The organism is Nocardiopsis sp. MT53 (genome assembly GCF_019598965.1).
Taxonomy (GTDB): Bacteria; Actinomycetota; Actinomycetes; order Streptosporangiales; family Streptosporangiaceae; genus Nocardiopsis; species Nocardiopsis changdeensis.
The window spans coordinates 266,085-281,843 of the sequence record NZ_CP080599.1 but is presented as its reverse complement, the minus strand read 5'-3'; the positions used below and the strand labels follow the sequence as shown (position 1 = coordinate 281,843).

Genomic DNA, 15,759 nt, shown 5'->3' with positions numbered 1-15,759 from the left:
CTCAGTGGCCAGAGACTATTACCAGGTCCTCGGTGTGCGTCGCGACGCTTCCAAGGACGAGATCAAGAAGGCGTACCGCAGGCTCGCGCGCGAGCTGCACCCGGACATCAACCCGGACCCCGCCACCCAGGAGCGCTTCAAGGAGGTGACCCAGGCCTACGAGGTCCTCTCCGACGAGAACAAGCGCCGGATGTTCGACATGGGCCAGGACCCCTTCGCCCCGGGCGGGGGCGGCGCGGGCGGCTTCGGCGGCGCCGCCGGGTTCCCGTTCGACGACATCATGAACGCCTTCTTCGGCGGCGGCCAGGCGGGCGGGCGCGGTCCCCGCGAGCGCGTCCGGCGCGGGCGCAGCATCAAGATCCGCGTCGAGCTGGACCTGGCCGAGACCGCGTTCGGCGTCACCAAGGAGATCACCTTCCCCACCGCCATCCTGTGCGCCACCTGCCAGGGCGAGGGGACGGCCGCCGGCACCCACCGCACCACCTGTGACATGTGCCACGGTCAGGGCGAGGTCTCCCAGGTCACCCGCTCCTTCCTCGGACAGGTCATGACCTCCCGCCCCTGCCCCCAGTGCGGCGGCCAGGGCTCGGTCATCCCCGACCCCTGCCCCGACTGCGCGGGCGAGGGCCGGGTGCGAGAGAAGGTCACCCGCACCGTCAAGATCCCCGCGGGCGTCGACGACGGCACCCGCATCCAGCTCGCCGGCGAGGGCGAGGTCGGCCCCAACGGCGGCCCGCGCGGCGACATCATCCTGGAGATCGTCCAGCGGCCGCACCCCACCTTCGAGCGGCGCGGCGACGACCTGCACTGCACGGTCACCGTCCCCATGACGGCGGCCGCGCTGGGCGCCTCCTTCGCCTTCGAGACCCTCGACGGCACCGAGAACATCGACCTGCGCCCGGGCACCAACTCCGGCCACGTCATCACCCTGCCCAACAAGGGCGTCACCCACCTCGACGGCGGAGGCCGGGGCGACCTGCGCATCCGCGTCGACGTGGAGACCCCGGGCAAGCTCGACGAGGAGCAGGAGGGGCTGCTGCGCAAGCTCGCCGAGCTGCGCGGCGAGGACCGCGCCCCGGGCCGGTTCAGCCCCGGCCACGGCGGCCTGTTCGCCAAGCTCCGCGACGCCTTCGGCGCCAAGTGACGCCGCCGGTCTTCCTCGCCGACACGGCCGAGCTGGCGGCCGACACCGTCACCCTCACCGGCCCGGAAGGGCACCACGCCGCCGCGGTGCGGCGCCTGCGGGCCGGTGAGGCCGTCGACCTGTCCGACGGGCTGGGACTGCGGCTGCGCTGCACGGTCGTCGACACCGGCAGGGACCACATCGTCTGCCGGGTCCTGGAACGGACCCTGGAACCCGCTCCGCGCCCGCGGCTGACCGTGGTGCAGGCCCTGGCCAAGGGCGACCGCGGCGAGACCGCCGTGGAGACGATGACCGAGGCCGGGGTCGACGCGATCGTCCCCTGGTCGGCCGAGCGCAGCATCACCCGCTGGAAGGGCGACCGGGCGGCCAAGTCACTGGCCAAGTGGCGGGCCACCGCCCGCGAGGCCGCCAAACAGGCCCGCCGGGCCCGGCTGCCCGAGGTGGCCGAGCCCGCCGACCGGACCGCCGTCGCCGAACTGCTGGCCGCCGCCGACCTGGGCGTGGTCCTGCACGAGGACGCCGGCCTGCGGCTGTCGCAGGTGCCGGTCCCCACCGACGGCGACGGGGCGGGCGTGGTCCTGGTGGTGGGCCCCGAGGGCGGCTTCTCCGACGCCGAACTGGACGCCTTCGACGCCGCGGGCGCCGTGCGCGCCCTGCTGGGCCCCACCGTCCTGCGCACCTCCACGGCGGGGGTGGCCGCGCTCTCCGTGCTCCAGACCCGCACCGGGCGCTGGTAGCCGCGGGATCCGGCCGCCGCCGAGACGGCCGCACACAGAAACAGAAGAAGGGGGCCTCCCGGAATCAGACCCGGGAGGCCCCCTTCTCCACGTCCACGCGCTACTCCGTGGCGGACGCGCCCGACGAGGACTGCTGCTCGGTCCCCTCGGTGCCGGTGGAACCGCCGCCGGTACCGCCGGTGCCACCGGTGTCGCCGCCGGAACCACCACCGGTGCCGCTACCGGGCTCCTCACCGCCGGTGCCGCCACCGGGCTCGCCGGTGCCGCCGGAGGAGGGCTCCTCGGAGGGGGCGCACTCCTCGTCCTTCTGCCCGCCCGTGTCCTCCTCCTTCTCCTCGTCGTCGGCCGACGCGGTCGGGGGGACCGACGGGCAGGTCGAGGTCGCGGTGGGGCCGCCGCCGTCCTCCCCGCCCTCGGCGGGCGCGCTCGGCTCGGTCGAGGGCTCGGGGGAGGGCTCCGGCGCGGAGGTCTGCGGCTCCGGCGCGGGGGCCTCCTCCTCCAGGGTGGGCGCGGCCACCCCGCCGCCGTCCTGCTCCGGCGGGGTGCCGAACCTGTCGGCGCCCGCGGGCACCATCTCCAGCACCTGCTCGCGCACCTGGGGCGTGGACATGGCCACCGAGGCGGCGATGAGCACGGCACCGGCCACGGCCAGCGCCGGACGCAGCCACGGGAGCCCGAACCAGGCGCCGCCGCGGCGGGCGGCGGTCCGCTCGCGGATGAGGTTCAGGGCCTCGGGCGAGTGCACGACGGTGTCGGCCTCCGCCTTCAGCGCCTGCCGCAGTAGGGCTTCGAAGTCGTCGTTCGCGGGATCTGTAGGGCTGCTCATGTCGTCTGCTCCAGAACAGAGCGGAGCGCGGAGATGCCACGGGATGTGTGGCTCTTCACCGCACCCCGGCTGATCCCCATGGCGTCCGCGATCTGAGCCTCGGACAGGTCGCCGTAGTACCGGAGCACGATGGCCTCTCGCTGACGGGTGGGAAGTTTGCGCAGGGCACGGATCACGGCCTCGCGCTCCAGCAGGTTCAGTGCGCCGTGTTCGGCGCTGGGGGCGTCGGGCAGGGCCTTGGGAGCGTGCTTCTCCACGACCGCACGGTGACGCAGCACGGACCGGGCCTTGTTCACCACCGCCTGGCGGAGATAGGACAGGGCCTTGTTGGGGTCGCGCAGGCGCCGCCACGCGCCGTGCATGGCCACGAACGAGTCCTGCACGACCTCTTCGGCCGTCGCGTGGTCCCGGACCAGCAGGGCGGCGAGACGGACGAGCGGACGGTAGTGCTCCCGGTAGAGCTCCGTCACGGCATGGTCCGCGTCCCACTCCACGGCCAGGGGCGCCGTGGTGGCTCCGGCCACCATGGTTTCTGTCGTCACATCAGTTCGACGCACACCCTTGTCGCGGGGTTTACGAAAGGGCATACCTCTTCTTTTCCAGGTAGGGGCGCGATTCAACCCGAACACGCCCGAACGGGGCCGAGATGGACGGTGCTCGAGCCGCCGACGCGCACGGGAGGGAAGCCTATCGCGCTTCCGGCGGGCCGCGGCGGGAACCGTCCCTTTCCGGGTGGAACGGACGCGTGCGGCCCCCGGGCCCGGCCTGCGGCATCATGGTGCGGACCCGATGCGACGGAGGTTGCCGATGACCACACAGGACGACTGCCTGTTCTGCAAGATCGTGCGGGGGGAGGTGCCCGCCGAGATCGTCCGGGAGGGGGAGCGGACCATCGCGTTCCGCGACATCAACCCCCAGGCGCCCACCCACGTCCTGGTCATTCCGCGCGAGCACTACGCCGACGCCGGGGCCGCGGCCGAGACCGACACCGGACTGCTGGACGCGATCGTGCGGGAGGCCCGCGCGGTCGCCGAGGACGAGGGCGTCGCCGAGAGCGGCTACCGGCTGGTGTTCAACACCGGCAGCGGCGCGGGGCAGACCGTCTTCCACCTCCACGGGCACCTCCTGGGCGGGCGCGGCCTCAACTGGCCCCCGGGATGACCCGCGAATAACCGATCGAGCGGGTGCGGGGTGCCTTGCTAGACTCGTGGCCGTGGGCCTGAGGAGGCTGAGGGGGTTCGCCGACCCCCGGCCCGGGGCCCCGCCGGCGCCGCAGCGCAAGCGGCCCGGACCGTCACATGAGGCGCCCCACCCGCCGTCGGGACGCCCGACCCCGAAGGGCAGGGACAGCGGCCGCAAGGCCACACCATGGCCGAGACAACGCACACGCATCCGCGACGGGACGCCCAGGTCAAGGTCGTGGTGCCCGACGAGCACACGATGATCAACCTGCTCGGCTCGGGGGACGAACTCCTCAGAGCCTTGGAGCGGGCCTTCGAGAGCGACATCCACGTCCGCGGCAACGAGTTCACCATCAGCGGCTCCCCGGAGGAGACCGCCGTCGTCGTCCGCCTGATCGAAGAGCTCATCGAGCTGGCCAAGAGCGGCACCCACGTCACCCCGGACACCATCGAGCGCATGGTCCACATGCTGCGCTCACCGGGGACCGAGCGCCCGGCGGACGTCCTCACCACCAACATCCTGTCCAACCGCGGCAAGACCATCCGCCCCAAGACGGTCAACCAGAAGCGCTACGTCGACACCATCGACCGGCACACCGTCGTCTTCGGGATCGGCCCGGCGGGTACCGGCAAGACGTACCTGGCGATGGCCAAGGCGGTCAAGGCGCTGCAGGACAAAGAGGTCAACCGGATCATCCTCACCCGCCCGGCGGTCGAGGCCGGCGAGCGCCTGGGCTTCCTGCCCGGCACCCTCTACGACAAGATCGACCCCTACCTGCGGCCGCTCTACGACGCCCTGCACGACATGCTCGACCCGGACTCCATCCCCAAGCTGATGGCCGCCGGCACCATCGAGGTCGCCCCCCTGGCGTACATGCGCGGCAGGGCGCAGCCCGTGGACACGCCCGTGCTCACCCCGGACGGCTACCGGCCGATCGGCGAGCTGGAGGTCGGCGACCTGGTCGTCGGCTCCGACGGCAGGCCCACCCCGGTGCTGGGGGTGTACCCGCAGGGGGAGAAGGCGATCTACCGCTTCTCCGCCCAGGACGGGTCGTCCACCCTGTGCTCCGAGGACCACCTGTGGACGGTCCGCACGCGCGATGACGCCCGCCGCGGCAGGCCGCCGCGGGTGCTCACCGCCAAGGAGATCGCCCAGAGCGGCCTGCGCAGCTCCCACTACCGCAAGTACGAGCTGCCGCTGCTCAGCCGGCCGGTGGAGTTCCCCGAGCGCGAGGTCCCCATGGACCCCTACGCCCTGGGGCTGCTGCTCGGGGACGGCTGCCTGACAGGAAAGACCACGCCGAGCTTCGCCACCCGCGACCCCGAGCTGGTCGAGGCCCTGGGCGCGGCGCTGCCCGGGATCCGGGTGCGCCACAAGTCCGGCGTTGACTACGTCCTCAACCGGGAGAGCGCCCCGGGCGACGTCATCACCATCGCCAACCCGGTGACGGCGGTCATGCGCGAGCTGGGGCTGTGCGGGGCCGACTCCGGGACCAAGTTCGTCCCGGACGACTACCTGTACAACACCGCCGAGGTCCGGCTCTCCCTGCTCCAGGGGCTGCTGGACTCCGACGGCGGGCCGGTCGTGCAGAAGGGCCGCACCTGCCGCGTCCAGTACACCACCGCCTCGCCGCGGCTGGCGGACGCGGTGCGGTTCCTGGTGCGCTCGCTCGGCGGCGTCGTCTACAGCCGGGTCCGCCCGGCCCAGGGCCGGACGCCCGGCCTGGCCCGCGGGCGGGAGGTCTTCCACCGCCAGGACGCGCACATCCTGGACCTGCGGCTGCCGGAGGGCGTGGCCCCGTTCCGGCTGGCCCGCAAGCGGGAGCGCTACGACACCACCGGCGGCGGCCGCCCCATGCGGTTCGTCGACGCCATCGAGCCGGCGGGCACCGCCGAGTGCGTCTGCATCCAGGTGGCGGCGGAGGACTCCCTCTACGTCACCGACGACTTCCTGCTCACGCACAACACGCTGAACGACTCCTTCATCATCCTGGACGAGGCGCAGAACACCTCGCCCGAGCAGATGAAGATGTTCCTGACGCGGCTGGGGTTCGGGTCCAAGATCGTGGTGACCGGCGACGTCACCCAGGTGGACCTGCCCAGCGGGCAGGCCAGCGGGCTGCGCACCATCGAGACGATCCTGCGTGATATCGACGACATCGCGTTCTGCAAGCTGAGCAGCGAGGACGTGGTCCGGCACAAGCTGGTGGGGCAGATCGTCGACGCCTACGGGCGCTACGACGCCGACCGGCAGAACGGCGCCGGGGGCGGTCAGGGCGACCGCCGCGGCGGCCGGGGGCGGGGCCTGTCGCCCCGCCGCGAGGCCCCCGACACCCCGGGCGAGACCGGGACCGGGAGCGCCCACCCACGACAGCGGGCAGACTAAGGGGTGGCAACGGAGCCGGTGGGCGCGCCGCGTGCGCGCTCACCGCTTCCGCTGCCCTAGGGGTGCCCGCCCTGCGGCGCCCGACCGCAACGATCAAGTGAGGCATCCGCAACCGATGAGTATCGACGTCGCCAACGAGTCCGGCGTCACCACCGTGGACGAGGAGCGGCTCTCCCGGCTCGCCCGGTACGTCCTGGACGCCATGCGGGTGCACCCGCTGGCCGAGCTGTCCGTGGTCCTGGTCGACGAGGGCCCGATGGCCGACCTGCACGTGCGCTGGATGGACGAGCCCGGACCGACGGACGTGCTGTCGTTCCCCATGGACGAACTGCGCCCCGGCGGCCCCGGCCGCACCAGCGAGCCCGGCGTCCTCGGTGACGTGATCATCTGCCCGCAGGTGGCCGAGCGCCAGGCCGAGAAGGCCGGGCACAGCACCGAGGCGGAGATCGACCTGCTGTGCACGCACGGCATCCTGCACCTGCTGGGCTACGACCACGCCGAGCCGGACGAGCACAAGGAGATGTTCGGCCTCCAGGGTGAGATCCTCGCCTCCTGGCGGGAGAGCGAGGCCCAGCGGGCCGCGGAGGGGAACGAGACCGCCTGATGAGACCGTCGGTGTGGCCCGATGTCGCCGCCCTGACCACCGGCGACCCCGTCGAATGGATCACGTCGTTCGCCGTCGCCCTGGCGCTCACCGCCGTGGCCGGGTTCCTGGTGGCCGCCGAGGTCGCCGTCACCCGGGTGGCGTCCGTGGGCCTGCCCGAGGGCACCGGCCGGGGCTGGGAGAAGGTGGCCGCCGACCCCACCCGCCACCTGAACGTGCTGCTGTTCCTGCGCGTGGTCTGCGAGGTGTGCGCGGTCATCGCCGCCGCGGTCGGCATGGTCTTCCTGCTGGGACTGGGCTGGCCCGCGCTGGTCCTGACGGCGGTGGCGATGGTCGTGGTGGAGTCGGTGCTGATCGCCGTCACCCCGCGCATCCTGGGCCGCCAGTTCTCCGGGCAGCTGGCCCGCGCCTCCGTGGCGATCGTGTACCCGGTCCAGGTCGTGGTGGGCCCGCTGGCGCAGTTGCTGGTGGGCGCCGGGCGGGCGCTCACCCCGCGCGGCAAGGGCGACCGGGAGGGGCCGTTCAGCACCGAGGTGGAGCTGCGCCAGCTGGTGGACCTGGCCGAGCAGGGGGAGGTCATCGACCCCGAGGAGCGCCAGATGATCCATTCGGTGTTCAAGCTCGACGACACGTCGGTGCGCGAGGTCATGGTGCCCCGCCCCGACATCGTGTTCACCTCGCGGGAGGCCGACGCCGACGCCGTGCTCACCCTGGCGCTGGCCAGCGGGTACTCGCGCATCCCCGTCACCGGGGAGGACGAGGACGACGTGGTCGGCATCGTCTACCTCAAGGACCTGGTGGACCGGCTGCGCGACCGCTGGGCTGCGGCGGCGGGCAACCCCGGCGGGGAGGTGCCGCTGACCGCGGGCGACGTCATGCGCCCGGCCACCTACGTGCCCGACACCAAGCCCATCGACGAGCTGCTGCGCGAGATGCAGAAGCAGCGCAACCACGTCGCGGTGGCCATCGACGAGTACGGCGGCACCGCCGGGCTGGTCACGCTGGAGGACATCGTGGAGGAGATCGTCGGCGAGATCACCGACGAGTACGACCACGAGATCCCCCCGGTGCAGTGGCTGGACGAGGACCGGGTCCGGGTGACGGCGCGGCTGCCGCTGGGCGAGCTGGCCGAGCTGTTCCCGGACGAGGACCTGGACGTCGACGACGTCGAGACGGTCGGCGGCCTGGTGGCGTTCGTGCTGGGGCGGGTCCCGGCGGGCGGGGCCCAGGCGCAATACGCTGGGCTCAGGCTCACCCTGGAGGGGAAGAGCAGCCGCCGCAACCGGATGACGACCGTCCTCGTGGAACGCCTTCCCGGAGAACAGGGTGAGGACGAGCGGGACGGGAACAAGAACACAAGGAGCACGGAACAGTGAGCGACACGACCCTGGGCGCCGAGGACACCAAGCTCGTCACCCTCGCGCGCGCCTCGCGGGCCCGCAACGCCGCGCCCGAGGGCGCCGCGGTGCGCGACGAGACCGGCCGTACCTACGTGGCGACCACGGTGTCGCTGCCCTCGCTGAAGCTCAGCGCGCTCCAGGCGGCCGTGGCCGCGGCGGTCTCCGGTGAGGCGACCGCGCTGGAGGCCGCGGTGGTGGTCACCGCGGAGCCGGAGCTCGACGGGGCCGACCGCGCCGTGCTGGACGACCTCAAGACCGCGACGGTGGTGATCGCCGCCCCCGACGGGGTGCCGGCGGGCATCATCCGCCGCTGAAGAAGGACACATGAACGACCTCGACCTGGAGAAGCTGCGGGTGCCGCTGACGATGCCCTCCTACCCGGAGGGCTTCCGCAGCGGTTTCGCGTGCTTCGTCGGCCGCCCGAACGTGGGCAAGTCCACCCTGATGAACGCCCTGGTCGGCCAGAAGGTGGCGATCACCAGCAACCGGCCGCAGACGACGCGGCGCACGGTGCGCGGGATCGTGCACCGGCCCGACGCGCAGCTGATCATCGTGGACACGCCCGGACTGCACAAGCCGCGCACCCTGCTGGGGGAGCGGTTGGACTCGCTGGTGCGGTCCACGCTGGTCGAGGTGGACGTCATCGCGTTCTGCCTGCCCGCGAACGAGCCGATCGGGCGCGGTGACACCTACATCGCCAAAGAGCTGGCCGAGCAGACGAACACCCCGGTGGTCGCGCTGGTGACCAAGACCGACCTGGCCGACAGGGCGCAGGTGGGCGAGCAGCTGATGGCGGTGGACCGGCTGGGGGAGTGGGCGGACATCGTCCCGGTGTCGGCGCAGGCCTCCTACCAGCTGGAGACCGTCACCGACGTGCTGTGCTCGCACCTGCCGGAGGGGCCGCCGCTGTACCCGGACGGCGACCTCACCGACGAGCCGGACGAGATGCTGGTCGCGGAGCTGATCCGCGAGGCCGCCCTGGAGGGCGTGCGCGACGAGCTGCCGCACTCGATCGCGGTGGTCGTCGACGAGATGGGGGAGCGGGAGAACACCAGGCCCGGCAAGGAGCTGGTGGACATCTACGCCTCGCTGTACGTGGAGCGCCCCAGCCAGAAGGCGATCGTGATCGGCACCAAGGGCTCCCGCCTGCGCGACGTGGGCTCGCGGGCCCGCAAGCAGATCGAGGGCCTGCTCGGGCAGCGGGTGTTCCTGGACCTGCGGGTGCGGGTGGCCAAGGACTGGCAGCGCGACCCCAAGCAGCTGCGCAAGCTGGGCTTCGACCAGCCGACGTAGCAGGGTGTGCGCGAACGGGCCCCGGAGCGACCGCTCCGGGGCCCGTTCGCGTTCCGGGGCCCGCGCCGGGCGCGGGGCCCGGGCGGGCTCAGTCCCGGGGGTTCTGGTTGTTGAGGTCCCCGGCCAGGGTGGCCGCGCACTGCTGGACGATGGGGGCGGCGCGGTTGACGAAGTCCCAGCTCACCCGGGCCTCGGGGCCGGAGATGGACACGGCCATCCCGGAGGGGGCCCCGGTGACGGGGACGGCGACGCACCGCACGCCGATCTCCTGCTCCCCGTCGTCGATGGCGTAGCCGTTGTGGCGGATGGTGTGGAGTTCGGCGATGAACCGTTCGGGGTCGGTGATGGTGCGGTTGGTGGCGGCGGGCATCCCGGTGCGGCGGACGGTGGCCAGTGCCTCCTCGTCGCCGAGCTGGGAGAGCAGTGCCTTGCCGACCCCGGAGGAGTGCGGCAGGACGCGGCGGCCGACCTCGGTGAACATGCGCATGGCGTGCGGCGAGGGCACCTGGGCGACGTAGATGGCCTTGTCGCCGTCGAGCATGGCGAGGTTGGCGGTCTCGCCGAGCTCCTCCACGAGCTGGGCCAGGTGGGGGCGGGCCCAGGTGCCGAGCATCTTGGCGGCCTTGTCGCCCAGGCCGATGAGGCGGGGGCCCAGGGCGTAGCGGCGGGAGGGGAGCTGGCGCACGTACCCGTTGCCGACCAGGGTGCGGATGATCCGGTGGATGGTGGGCAGGGGGAGGCCGGAGGCGTCGGCGAGCTGGCTGAGGGAGGTCTCCCCGCCGGCGTCCGCCATGATCTCCAGCAGCGCGAACGCGCGGTCGAGGGACTGGACCCCGCCGGTGCGCCGGACCGGGTCGTCGGGGCGGGCCAGGTCCGCGCCGGATGTCTGTGAGGCTGCCAAGGCTGGTGCTCCCCTGCTGTGGGCCGCTGCGGTCACCCTCCTTATTTTGCAATACGAAAGAGGGTTTTCGCTCTTGCTTTCCGAGGGAACTCCCGGGACCCGTGGTCCGGGCCGCCCTGAACCCTTGTTCTTCCGGATAGTAGAAGTTAGTATCCGCATATAGGAATTTGCGCGTGCCTCGCAAAGACGCGCCGACCACGGAGGAGGACATCGGACGTGGCCAAGGACACCCCCCGGGACCTTGCTGATCTGGTCGCCGGACTCGACTCCCGGCTCGCCGACGCGGACGCCCGCCTGGGCAGGGAGTACCCGGGTGCGCGCGGCGCCCGGCAGCCGGTGCACAGCGTTTACGTGCCCGCCGACCGTGTCGGCCCGGGCCTGGCCGCCGACTGGGGTGCGCAGGCGCTGGCCTCGCTCGACGAGTACGCCCCCGAACCCGCCGACCTGGCCCGGATCACCGGCCTGGACGAGGCGGCCGTCGCCGACGCCCTGCCCCGCGTGCGCGCCAAGCTCGCCTCCGAGCCCGTCGAGGACCTGCGCGCCGACTTCGAGGACGGCTACGGCGCCCCCGGAGACGAGGCGGAGGACGCCCACACCCGCGCCGTGGCCGAGGCGTTCGCCGCGGACCTGGCCAAGGGGGAGGCCACCCCCTACTTCGGCATCCGGATGAAGGGCATGGAGGCCGCCGGCCGCCACCGCGGTGTGCGCACCCTCGACCTCTTCCTGCGCACCCTCCTGGAGGCGCACGGCTCCCTGCCCGAGGGCCTGGTCCTCACTCTGCCCAAGATCACCTCCGTCGAGCAGGTGGAGGCGATGGCCTGGCTGGCCGGGCGGCTGGAGCGGCGCTACGGCCTGGAGGAGGGGCGGCTGGGCTTCGAGCTGCAGATCGAGACCCCCCAGTCGATCCTGCTCGCCGACGGCACCGTCGCCGTTCCCCGGATGATCGCCGCCGGGGCGGGCCGGGTCACCGCCCTGCACTACGGCACCTACGACTACAGCGCCGCCTGCGGGATCACCGCCGCCCACCAGAGCCTGGCCCACCCGGTGGCCGACCACGCCAAGTCCGTCATGCAGGTGGCCGCCGCCGGGACCGGCGTGTGGCTCTCCGACGGCGGCAGCAACATCCTGCCGGTCGGCACCGCCGAGGAGGTGCACGCCGCCTGGCGGCTGCACGCCGGCCTGGTGTCCCGCTCCCTGGAGCGCGGCTTCTACCAGGGCTGGGACCTGCACCCCCGCCAGCTGCCGATCCGCCACCTGGCCGGATTCGTGTTCTACCGTGAGGCGTTCGCGCCGGCCGCGGCGCGGCTGCGCGCCTACCTGGGATCGGTGGAGGGCGGCAACGTCGCCGACGAGCCCGCCACCGCCCAGGCGCTGGCCTCGGTGCTGGCCCAGGGGCTGCGCTGCGGTGCCCTGGACGGCGGGGAGGTCGCCGAGGCGACCGGCACCGACGCCGACACCCTCCTGGCCCTGGCCACCCGCCGGGTGGGCTGACCGGGTCCGGCGCCCCGGCACGGAACGGGCGCCGGACCGGGCCGCCCCGTGCGGCCGTTGTCGGGACGCCCGGACCCCCGAGGGGGTCCGGGCGTCCCCGTGAAGGAAAGGTAGGAGATGGACCGTCTCGATCTGGTCGTCCGCGCCGAGCGGGCCCTCACCCCGCGGGGGGAGCGCCCGGTGACCCTCGGGGTGCGCGACGGAACGGTGGTCGAGGTCCTGGACGGCGCGGACGCGCCGCTGACCGGGGCGCGCGAGCTGCGCGCCGCCGCCGACGAGGTGCTGCTGCCCGGGCTGGTGGACAGCCACGTGCACGTCAACGAACCCGGCCGCACCGAGTGGGAGGGCTTCGCCTCCGCCACCCGGGCCGCCGCCCTGGGCGGGGTGACCACCCTGGTGGACATGCCCCTCAACAGCGTCCCGCCCACGACCACCGTCGCCGGGCTGGACGCCAAGCGGGCGGCCGCCGACGGCGTCCTGGCGGTGGACGTCGGCTTCTGGGGCGGCGCGGTCCCGGAGAACAGCCGTCCCGGCGGGACCGGGGAGCTGGCCGCGCTGTGGGAGCGCGGGGTCTTCGGGTTCAAGTCGTTCCTGTCGCCCTCGGGGGTCGACGAGTTCGGTCACCTGTCCGCCGCCGAGCTGGCCACCGCCGCCGAGGCGATCGCCGCGTTCGACGGGCTGCTCATCGTGCACGCCGAGGACCCCGACGTGCTGGCCGCGGCCCCGGTCGCCGCCGGGCGCGACTACGCCGCCTTCCTGGCCTCGCGGCCCGACGACGCCGAGACCCGGGCGATCTCCCTGGTGATCGAGACGGCCCGGCGCACCGGCGTGCGGGCGCACATCCTGCACCTGTCCAGCGCCGCGGCGCTGCCGCTCATCGCGCGGGCCCGGGAGGAGGGCGTCCGCCTCACGGTGGAGACCTGCCCGCACTACCTGACCCTGGCCGCCGAGGCCGTCCCGGCCGGCGCCACCGGGTACAAGTGCTGTCCCCCGATCCGCGGGGAGGGCAACCGCGACCTGCTGTGGCGGGCGCTGCGCGAGGGCCTGATCGACTGTGTGGTCAGTGACCACTCGCCGAGCACCCCCGACCTCAAGGACCTGGACACCGGTGACTTCGGCACCGCCTGGGGCGGGATCTCCGGTCTCCAGGTGGGGCTGCCCGCGATGTGGACCGAGGCGAGGCGGCGCGGTGTCCCGCTGGCCGAGGTGGTGGCCTGGATGTCGGCCGCCCCCGCCCGGGTGGCCGGGGTGTCCGGCAAGGGCGCGATCGCCGCCGGGACCGACGCCGACCTGGTGTTCTTCGCCCCGGAGGAAGAGGTGCGGGTGGACGCCCGGGAGCTGGCCCACCGCAACCCGGTCAGCGCCTACGACGGCGCGGTGCTCACCGGCCGGGTCCGGCGCACCCTGCTGCGCGGGGCCGAGGTCACCGGGGACTCCACGGCGGGGCGGATGATCGAGCGCTCCTGAGACGACGGGGGAGGGCGGCGCACCCGTGCGGGTGCGCCGCCCTCCGTCCTCTCCCCGTGCCGGCGGAGGGGAGGGGGCCGGCGGCCGACCGCCGAACACCGGCCCCCGGCTCTCGGTCAGGCGCGGGTCCGTGCCCACCGGCGCTCCAGGCCGGCGGTCCCGGCCTCGGTCAGGGATCCGTACACGTGCAGGCGGGCGAGGCCGCCGTCGGGGAAGACGTCGGTCCGCACGTGCGTGGCGGTCACCGGCGCCGGGAGCACGAACCGGTGGATGCCGTCCGGCTCCAGCCGGGTGCGGCCCAGGATCTCGAACCACGCCTCGGGGTCGTCCCCCTCCGCGTCGCGGCCCAGCACCGTCACCCACCCGGCGGAGTTGCCCTTGAGGTAGGAGGTGTCCAGGACCAGGGCGCGGATCTCGCCCTGGGCGGCCAGCCGGAAGCGCACCCAGTCGTGGCCGTCGTCGCGGCGCCGCCGGTTCTCCCAGCCGTCGTCCATCTTCTGGGAGCGGCCCGGCGCGATGATGTTCTCGGGGGAGGAGTAGAACCGGTCCGAGGCGTCCTCCACCGCGCCGCCGTTGAGCAGCGCGACCAGGTCGAAGGAGCCCAGGGCGGCCAGCCAGGCCGGGTCGGCGACCGGCTCGCCGTACACGCGCAGGCGGGCGATGCCGCCGTCGGGGAACTGCTTGACCCGCAGGTGGGTCCAGCGGTGCCCGTCGGCCACCTCGAACCCGTTGGCGGCGTGCCCGTACACGGGGGTGCGCGCCACCAGTTCGGTCCACTCGGCCTTGAGCAGCTCGTCGGTGGTGGGGGTGCCCTCCACGTGGGCGGCCTCCACGCTCACCTCGGTGGGGTGGTTGCCGCGGAAGTGCGCGGTGTCCACGACCACGCCGCGGACCACGCCGGGCAGGGCCAGGCGGACCAGCGCCCAGTCGTGGTCGTCGGCCGAGGGGTGGGGGCTGTCGGCGGCCGGGCCGCGGCGGCGCCGGGTCTCCCAGCCGTCCATGACCTTGCCCTTGTGCCCGAAGGCGTGGGGGTCGAACTCGGCGGGTTCGGGCCGCAGCATGTTCTCGCGGTGGGCGAAGAACTCGTCGTTGGCGGCGACCACGGCGCCCCCGAGCCTGCGGTCCGCGAGGTCCACCAGGCCGCCGAGGTCGAGGTCGGTGGGCCGGTAGTCGGCGTAGGGGTCGCCGCCGGAGTAGGGGCGTGCGTTGTAGGCGCGCGGATCGAAGTCGGGGGTGGTGCTCATGGTCCTCCTGCCGAGCGAGGGATCTTTCGGACATCCTCAGATTGGCAGGAGGAAACGGTCATTTCCAGCGAAACTTTCCGATCACCGTGTTCAGTCGAACTGAACATTCGCGGTGGCGAGGGCGGCCGCGCGGTCCACCAGGGCCCGCAGCGCCACCGCGATCTGCGGCCGCTCCCGCGACCCGGCGCGCACCGCCCACACCACGTGCCGCCGCGGCCGGTCCTCGTGCAGCACCCGCAGGGCCACCCCGGGGCTGTCCCCGGCCGCCGCCAGCCGCGGCACCAGCGCCACCCCGAGCCCGGCGGCGACCATGTCGAGGATGGCCCGCCAGTCCGAGGCCACGTGCGCCTGCTCCGGGGCGAAGCCGGCCTGGGCGCAGGCCGCCACCGTGATGTCCCGCCACGGGCCGTCGGCGCCGTAGATCCACGGCTCCCCGGCCAGCTCGCGCAGGCGCAGCGCGGGGGCCCCGGCCAGCCGGTGCCGGGCGGGCAGGGCCGCGTCCATGGGGTCGGTGAGCAGGCCGGCGCGCTCGAAGCGGTCGTCGCGCCCGGTCGGGGCCTGCGCGGCCAGCGACAGGCCGATGTCGATCTCCCCCGCGGCCAGCAGGTCGTACACCTCCGACGCCTCGGCCTGGTGCACCCGCACCGCCAGCCCCGGGTGGGCGTCGCGCACCGCGCTCAGCGCGGGCACCACCAGCCCGGGCACGGCCGTGGCGAACGCGCCCACCCGCACCGTCCCGGCCCCGCCGCGGGCGAACCCGTCCAGCTCGGCCTCGGCCCGCTCCAGCTGGGCCAGCACGATGTCGGTGTGGCGCAGCAGCACCCGGGCGGCGTCGGTGAGCCGCACCCGGCGCCCGTGCGGCTCCAGCAGCTCCACCCCCACCTGGCGGGACAGGGCGGACAGCTGCTGGGAGACGGCGGAGGGGGTGGTGGACAGGGCCTCGGCGGTGGCGCGCACCGTCCCGACCCGGTCGAGGGTGCGCAGCACGCGCAGCTTGCGCAGGTCCCAGTCGGTCATGGTCACAGGCATACCATTCGGCTCCGGTGAACGGGAAAGGGAACGGGGGCGGGTGCGCCCCGATGGCA

General features: G+C 73.7%; 14 protein-coding genes and 3 pseudogenes. 12 read left to right on the top strand and 5 right to left on the bottom strand.

All coding sequences use genetic code 11. The annotated features are described in order from the left end of the window. The first annotated feature begins 4 nt into the window (after positions 1-4). Positions 5-1,144 carry a molecular chaperone DnaJ gene (gene dnaJ / locus K1J57_RS01225; RefSeq protein WP_220562646.1) on the top strand — a complete coding sequence of 380 codons (1,140 nt, stop codon included), beginning with the start codon at positions 5-7 and terminating at the stop codon, positions 1,142-1,144. After that, complete coding sequence (locus K1J57_RS01220; protein ID WP_220562645.1) at positions 1,141-1,881, top strand: 16S rRNA (uracil(1498)-N(3))-methyltransferase; 741 nt, start codon at positions 1,141-1,143, stop codon at positions 1,879-1,881. The genes dnaJ and K1J57_RS01220 overlap by 4 nt, the downstream gene beginning before the upstream one ends. A gap of 100 nt (positions 1,882-1,981) precedes the next feature. Here K1J57_RS01220 and K1J57_RS01215 read toward each other — a convergent pair whose 3' ends face one another. After that, a complete protein-coding gene (locus tag K1J57_RS01215; protein WP_220562644.1) occupies positions 1,982-2,707 on the bottom strand; it encodes a hypothetical protein in 726 nt (241 codons plus the stop codon). After that, on the bottom strand, positions 2,704-3,234 hold the full coding sequence (locus K1J57_RS01210) for a SigE family RNA polymerase sigma factor (RefSeq protein ID WP_220565283.1): 531 nt from the start codon (positions 3,232-3,234) through the stop codon (positions 2,704-2,706). The genes K1J57_RS01215 and K1J57_RS01210 overlap by 4 nt, the downstream gene beginning before the upstream one ends. A gap of 280 nt (positions 3,235-3,514) precedes the next feature. Here K1J57_RS01210 and K1J57_RS01205 point away from each other — a divergent pair, with 280 nt between their 5' ends. From K1J57_RS01205 to era, 8 genes and pseudogenes are all read left to right on the top strand, one after another. Next, positions 3,515-3,868 carry a histidine triad nucleotide-binding protein gene (locus K1J57_RS01205; protein WP_220562643.1) on the top strand — a complete coding sequence of 118 codons (354 nt, stop codon included), beginning with the start codon at positions 3,515-3,517 and terminating at the stop codon, positions 3,866-3,868. Positions 3,869-4,075: 207 nt separating this feature from the next. Then, positions 4,076-4,774, top strand: a pseudogene (locus K1J57_RS34105) (PhoH family protein); the annotation flags it as partial. Further along, positions 4,763-5,527, top strand: a pseudogene (locus K1J57_RS33245) (phosphate starvation-inducible protein PhoH); the annotation flags it as partial. The pseudogenes K1J57_RS34105 and K1J57_RS33245, both read left to right, overlap by 12 nt. Before the next feature lie 327 nt (positions 5,528-5,854). Next, positions 5,855-6,274, top strand: a pseudogene (locus K1J57_RS33240) (PhoH family protein); the annotation flags it as partial. A 115-nt stretch (positions 6,275-6,389) separates the two neighbouring features. Then, entirely contained in the window at positions 6,390-6,878 is a 489-nt protein-coding gene (gene ybeY / locus K1J57_RS01195; RefSeq protein ID WP_220562641.1) for an rRNA maturation RNase YbeY, read from the top strand. After that, on the top strand, positions 6,878-8,254 hold the full coding sequence (locus tag K1J57_RS01190) for a hemolysin family protein (protein WP_220562640.1): 1,377 nt from the start codon (positions 6,878-6,880) through the stop codon (positions 8,252-8,254). The genes ybeY and K1J57_RS01190 overlap by 1 nt, the downstream gene beginning before the upstream one ends. Further along, complete coding sequence (locus K1J57_RS01185) at positions 8,251-8,592, top strand: cytidine deaminase (protein WP_220562639.1); 342 nt, start codon at positions 8,251-8,253, stop codon at positions 8,590-8,592. The genes K1J57_RS01190 and K1J57_RS01185 overlap by 4 nt, the downstream gene beginning before the upstream one ends. Positions 8,593-8,602: 10 nt before the next feature. Further along, on the top strand, positions 8,603-9,571 hold the full coding sequence (era, locus tag K1J57_RS01180) for a GTPase Era (RefSeq protein WP_220562638.1): 969 nt from the start codon (positions 8,603-8,605) through the stop codon (positions 9,569-9,571). An 88-nt stretch (positions 9,572-9,659) separates the two neighbouring features. Here the strand turns inward: era and K1J57_RS01175 are convergent, their stop codons facing one another. After that, complete coding sequence (locus K1J57_RS01175; RefSeq protein WP_255647092.1) at positions 9,660-10,364, bottom strand: IclR family transcriptional regulator; 705 nt, start codon at positions 10,362-10,364, stop codon at positions 9,660-9,662. A gap of 324 nt (positions 10,365-10,688) precedes the next feature. On the opposite strand from K1J57_RS01175, the gene K1J57_RS01170 reads away from it, so the two are divergent. After that, a complete protein-coding gene (locus K1J57_RS01170) occupies positions 10,689-11,963 on the top strand; it encodes an aldolase (RefSeq protein ID WP_220562637.1) in 1,275 nt (424 codons plus the stop codon). Between the two features lie 117 nt (positions 11,964-12,080). Further along, on the top strand, positions 12,081-13,430 hold the full coding sequence (gene allB / locus K1J57_RS01165; RefSeq protein ID WP_220562636.1) for an allantoinase AllB: 1,350 nt from the start codon (positions 12,081-12,083) through the stop codon (positions 13,428-13,430). A gap of 116 nt (positions 13,431-13,546) precedes the next feature. Here the strand turns inward: allB and alc are convergent, their stop codons facing one another. Next, positions 13,547-14,674 (bottom strand): allantoicase, encoded by a 1,128-nt coding sequence (alc, locus tag K1J57_RS01160; protein ID WP_220562635.1) that lies wholly within the window; start codon positions 14,672-14,674, stop codon positions 13,547-13,549. A gap of 90 nt (positions 14,675-14,764) precedes the next feature. After that, the gene (locus K1J57_RS01155) at positions 14,765-15,691 is read right to left on the bottom strand and encodes a LysR family transcriptional regulator (protein WP_220562634.1); all 927 of its coding nucleotides are present in this window, start codon (positions 15,689-15,691) and stop codon (positions 14,765-14,767) included. Positions 15,692-15,759 lie beyond the last annotated feature (68 nt).

What these genes read in the sequence shown, in the direction of transcription:
- allB (WP_220562636.1), top strand. Translation starts at nt 12,081, where the DNA reads ATGGACCGTCTCGATCTGGTCGTCCGCGCCGAGCGGGCCCTCACCCCG.
- K1J57_RS01205 (WP_220562643.1), top strand. Translation starts at nt 3,515, where the DNA reads ATGACCACACAGGACGACTGCCTGTTCTGCAAGATCGTGCGGGGGGAG.
- alc (WP_220562635.1), bottom strand. Translation starts at nt 14,674, where the DNA reads ATGAGCACCACCCCCGACTTCGATCCGCGCGCCTACAACGCACGCCCC.
- K1J57_RS01215 (WP_220562644.1), bottom strand. Translation starts at nt 2,707, where the DNA reads ATGAGCAGCCCTACAGATCCCGCGAACGACGACTTCGAAGCCCTACTG.
- K1J57_RS01210 (WP_220565283.1), bottom strand. Translation starts at nt 3,234, where the DNA reads ATGGTGGCCGGAGCCACCACGGCGCCCCTGGCCGTGGAGTGGGACGCG.
- K1J57_RS01155 (WP_220562634.1), bottom strand. Translation starts at nt 15,691, where the DNA reads ATGACCGACTGGGACCTGCGCAAGCTGCGCGTGCTGCGCACCCTCGAC.
- K1J57_RS01175 (WP_255647092.1), bottom strand. Translation starts at nt 10,364, where the DNA reads ATGGCGGACGCCGGCGGGGAGACCTCCCTCAGCCAGCTCGCCGACGCC.
- ybeY (WP_220562641.1), top strand. Translation starts at nt 6,390, where the DNA reads ATGAGTATCGACGTCGCCAACGAGTCCGGCGTCACCACCGTGGACGAG.
- K1J57_RS01190 (WP_220562640.1), top strand. Translation starts at nt 6,878, where the DNA reads ATGAGACCGTCGGTGTGGCCCGATGTCGCCGCCCTGACCACCGGCGAC.
- era (WP_220562638.1), top strand. Translation starts at nt 8,603, where the DNA reads ATGAACGACCTCGACCTGGAGAAGCTGCGGGTGCCGCTGACGATGCCC.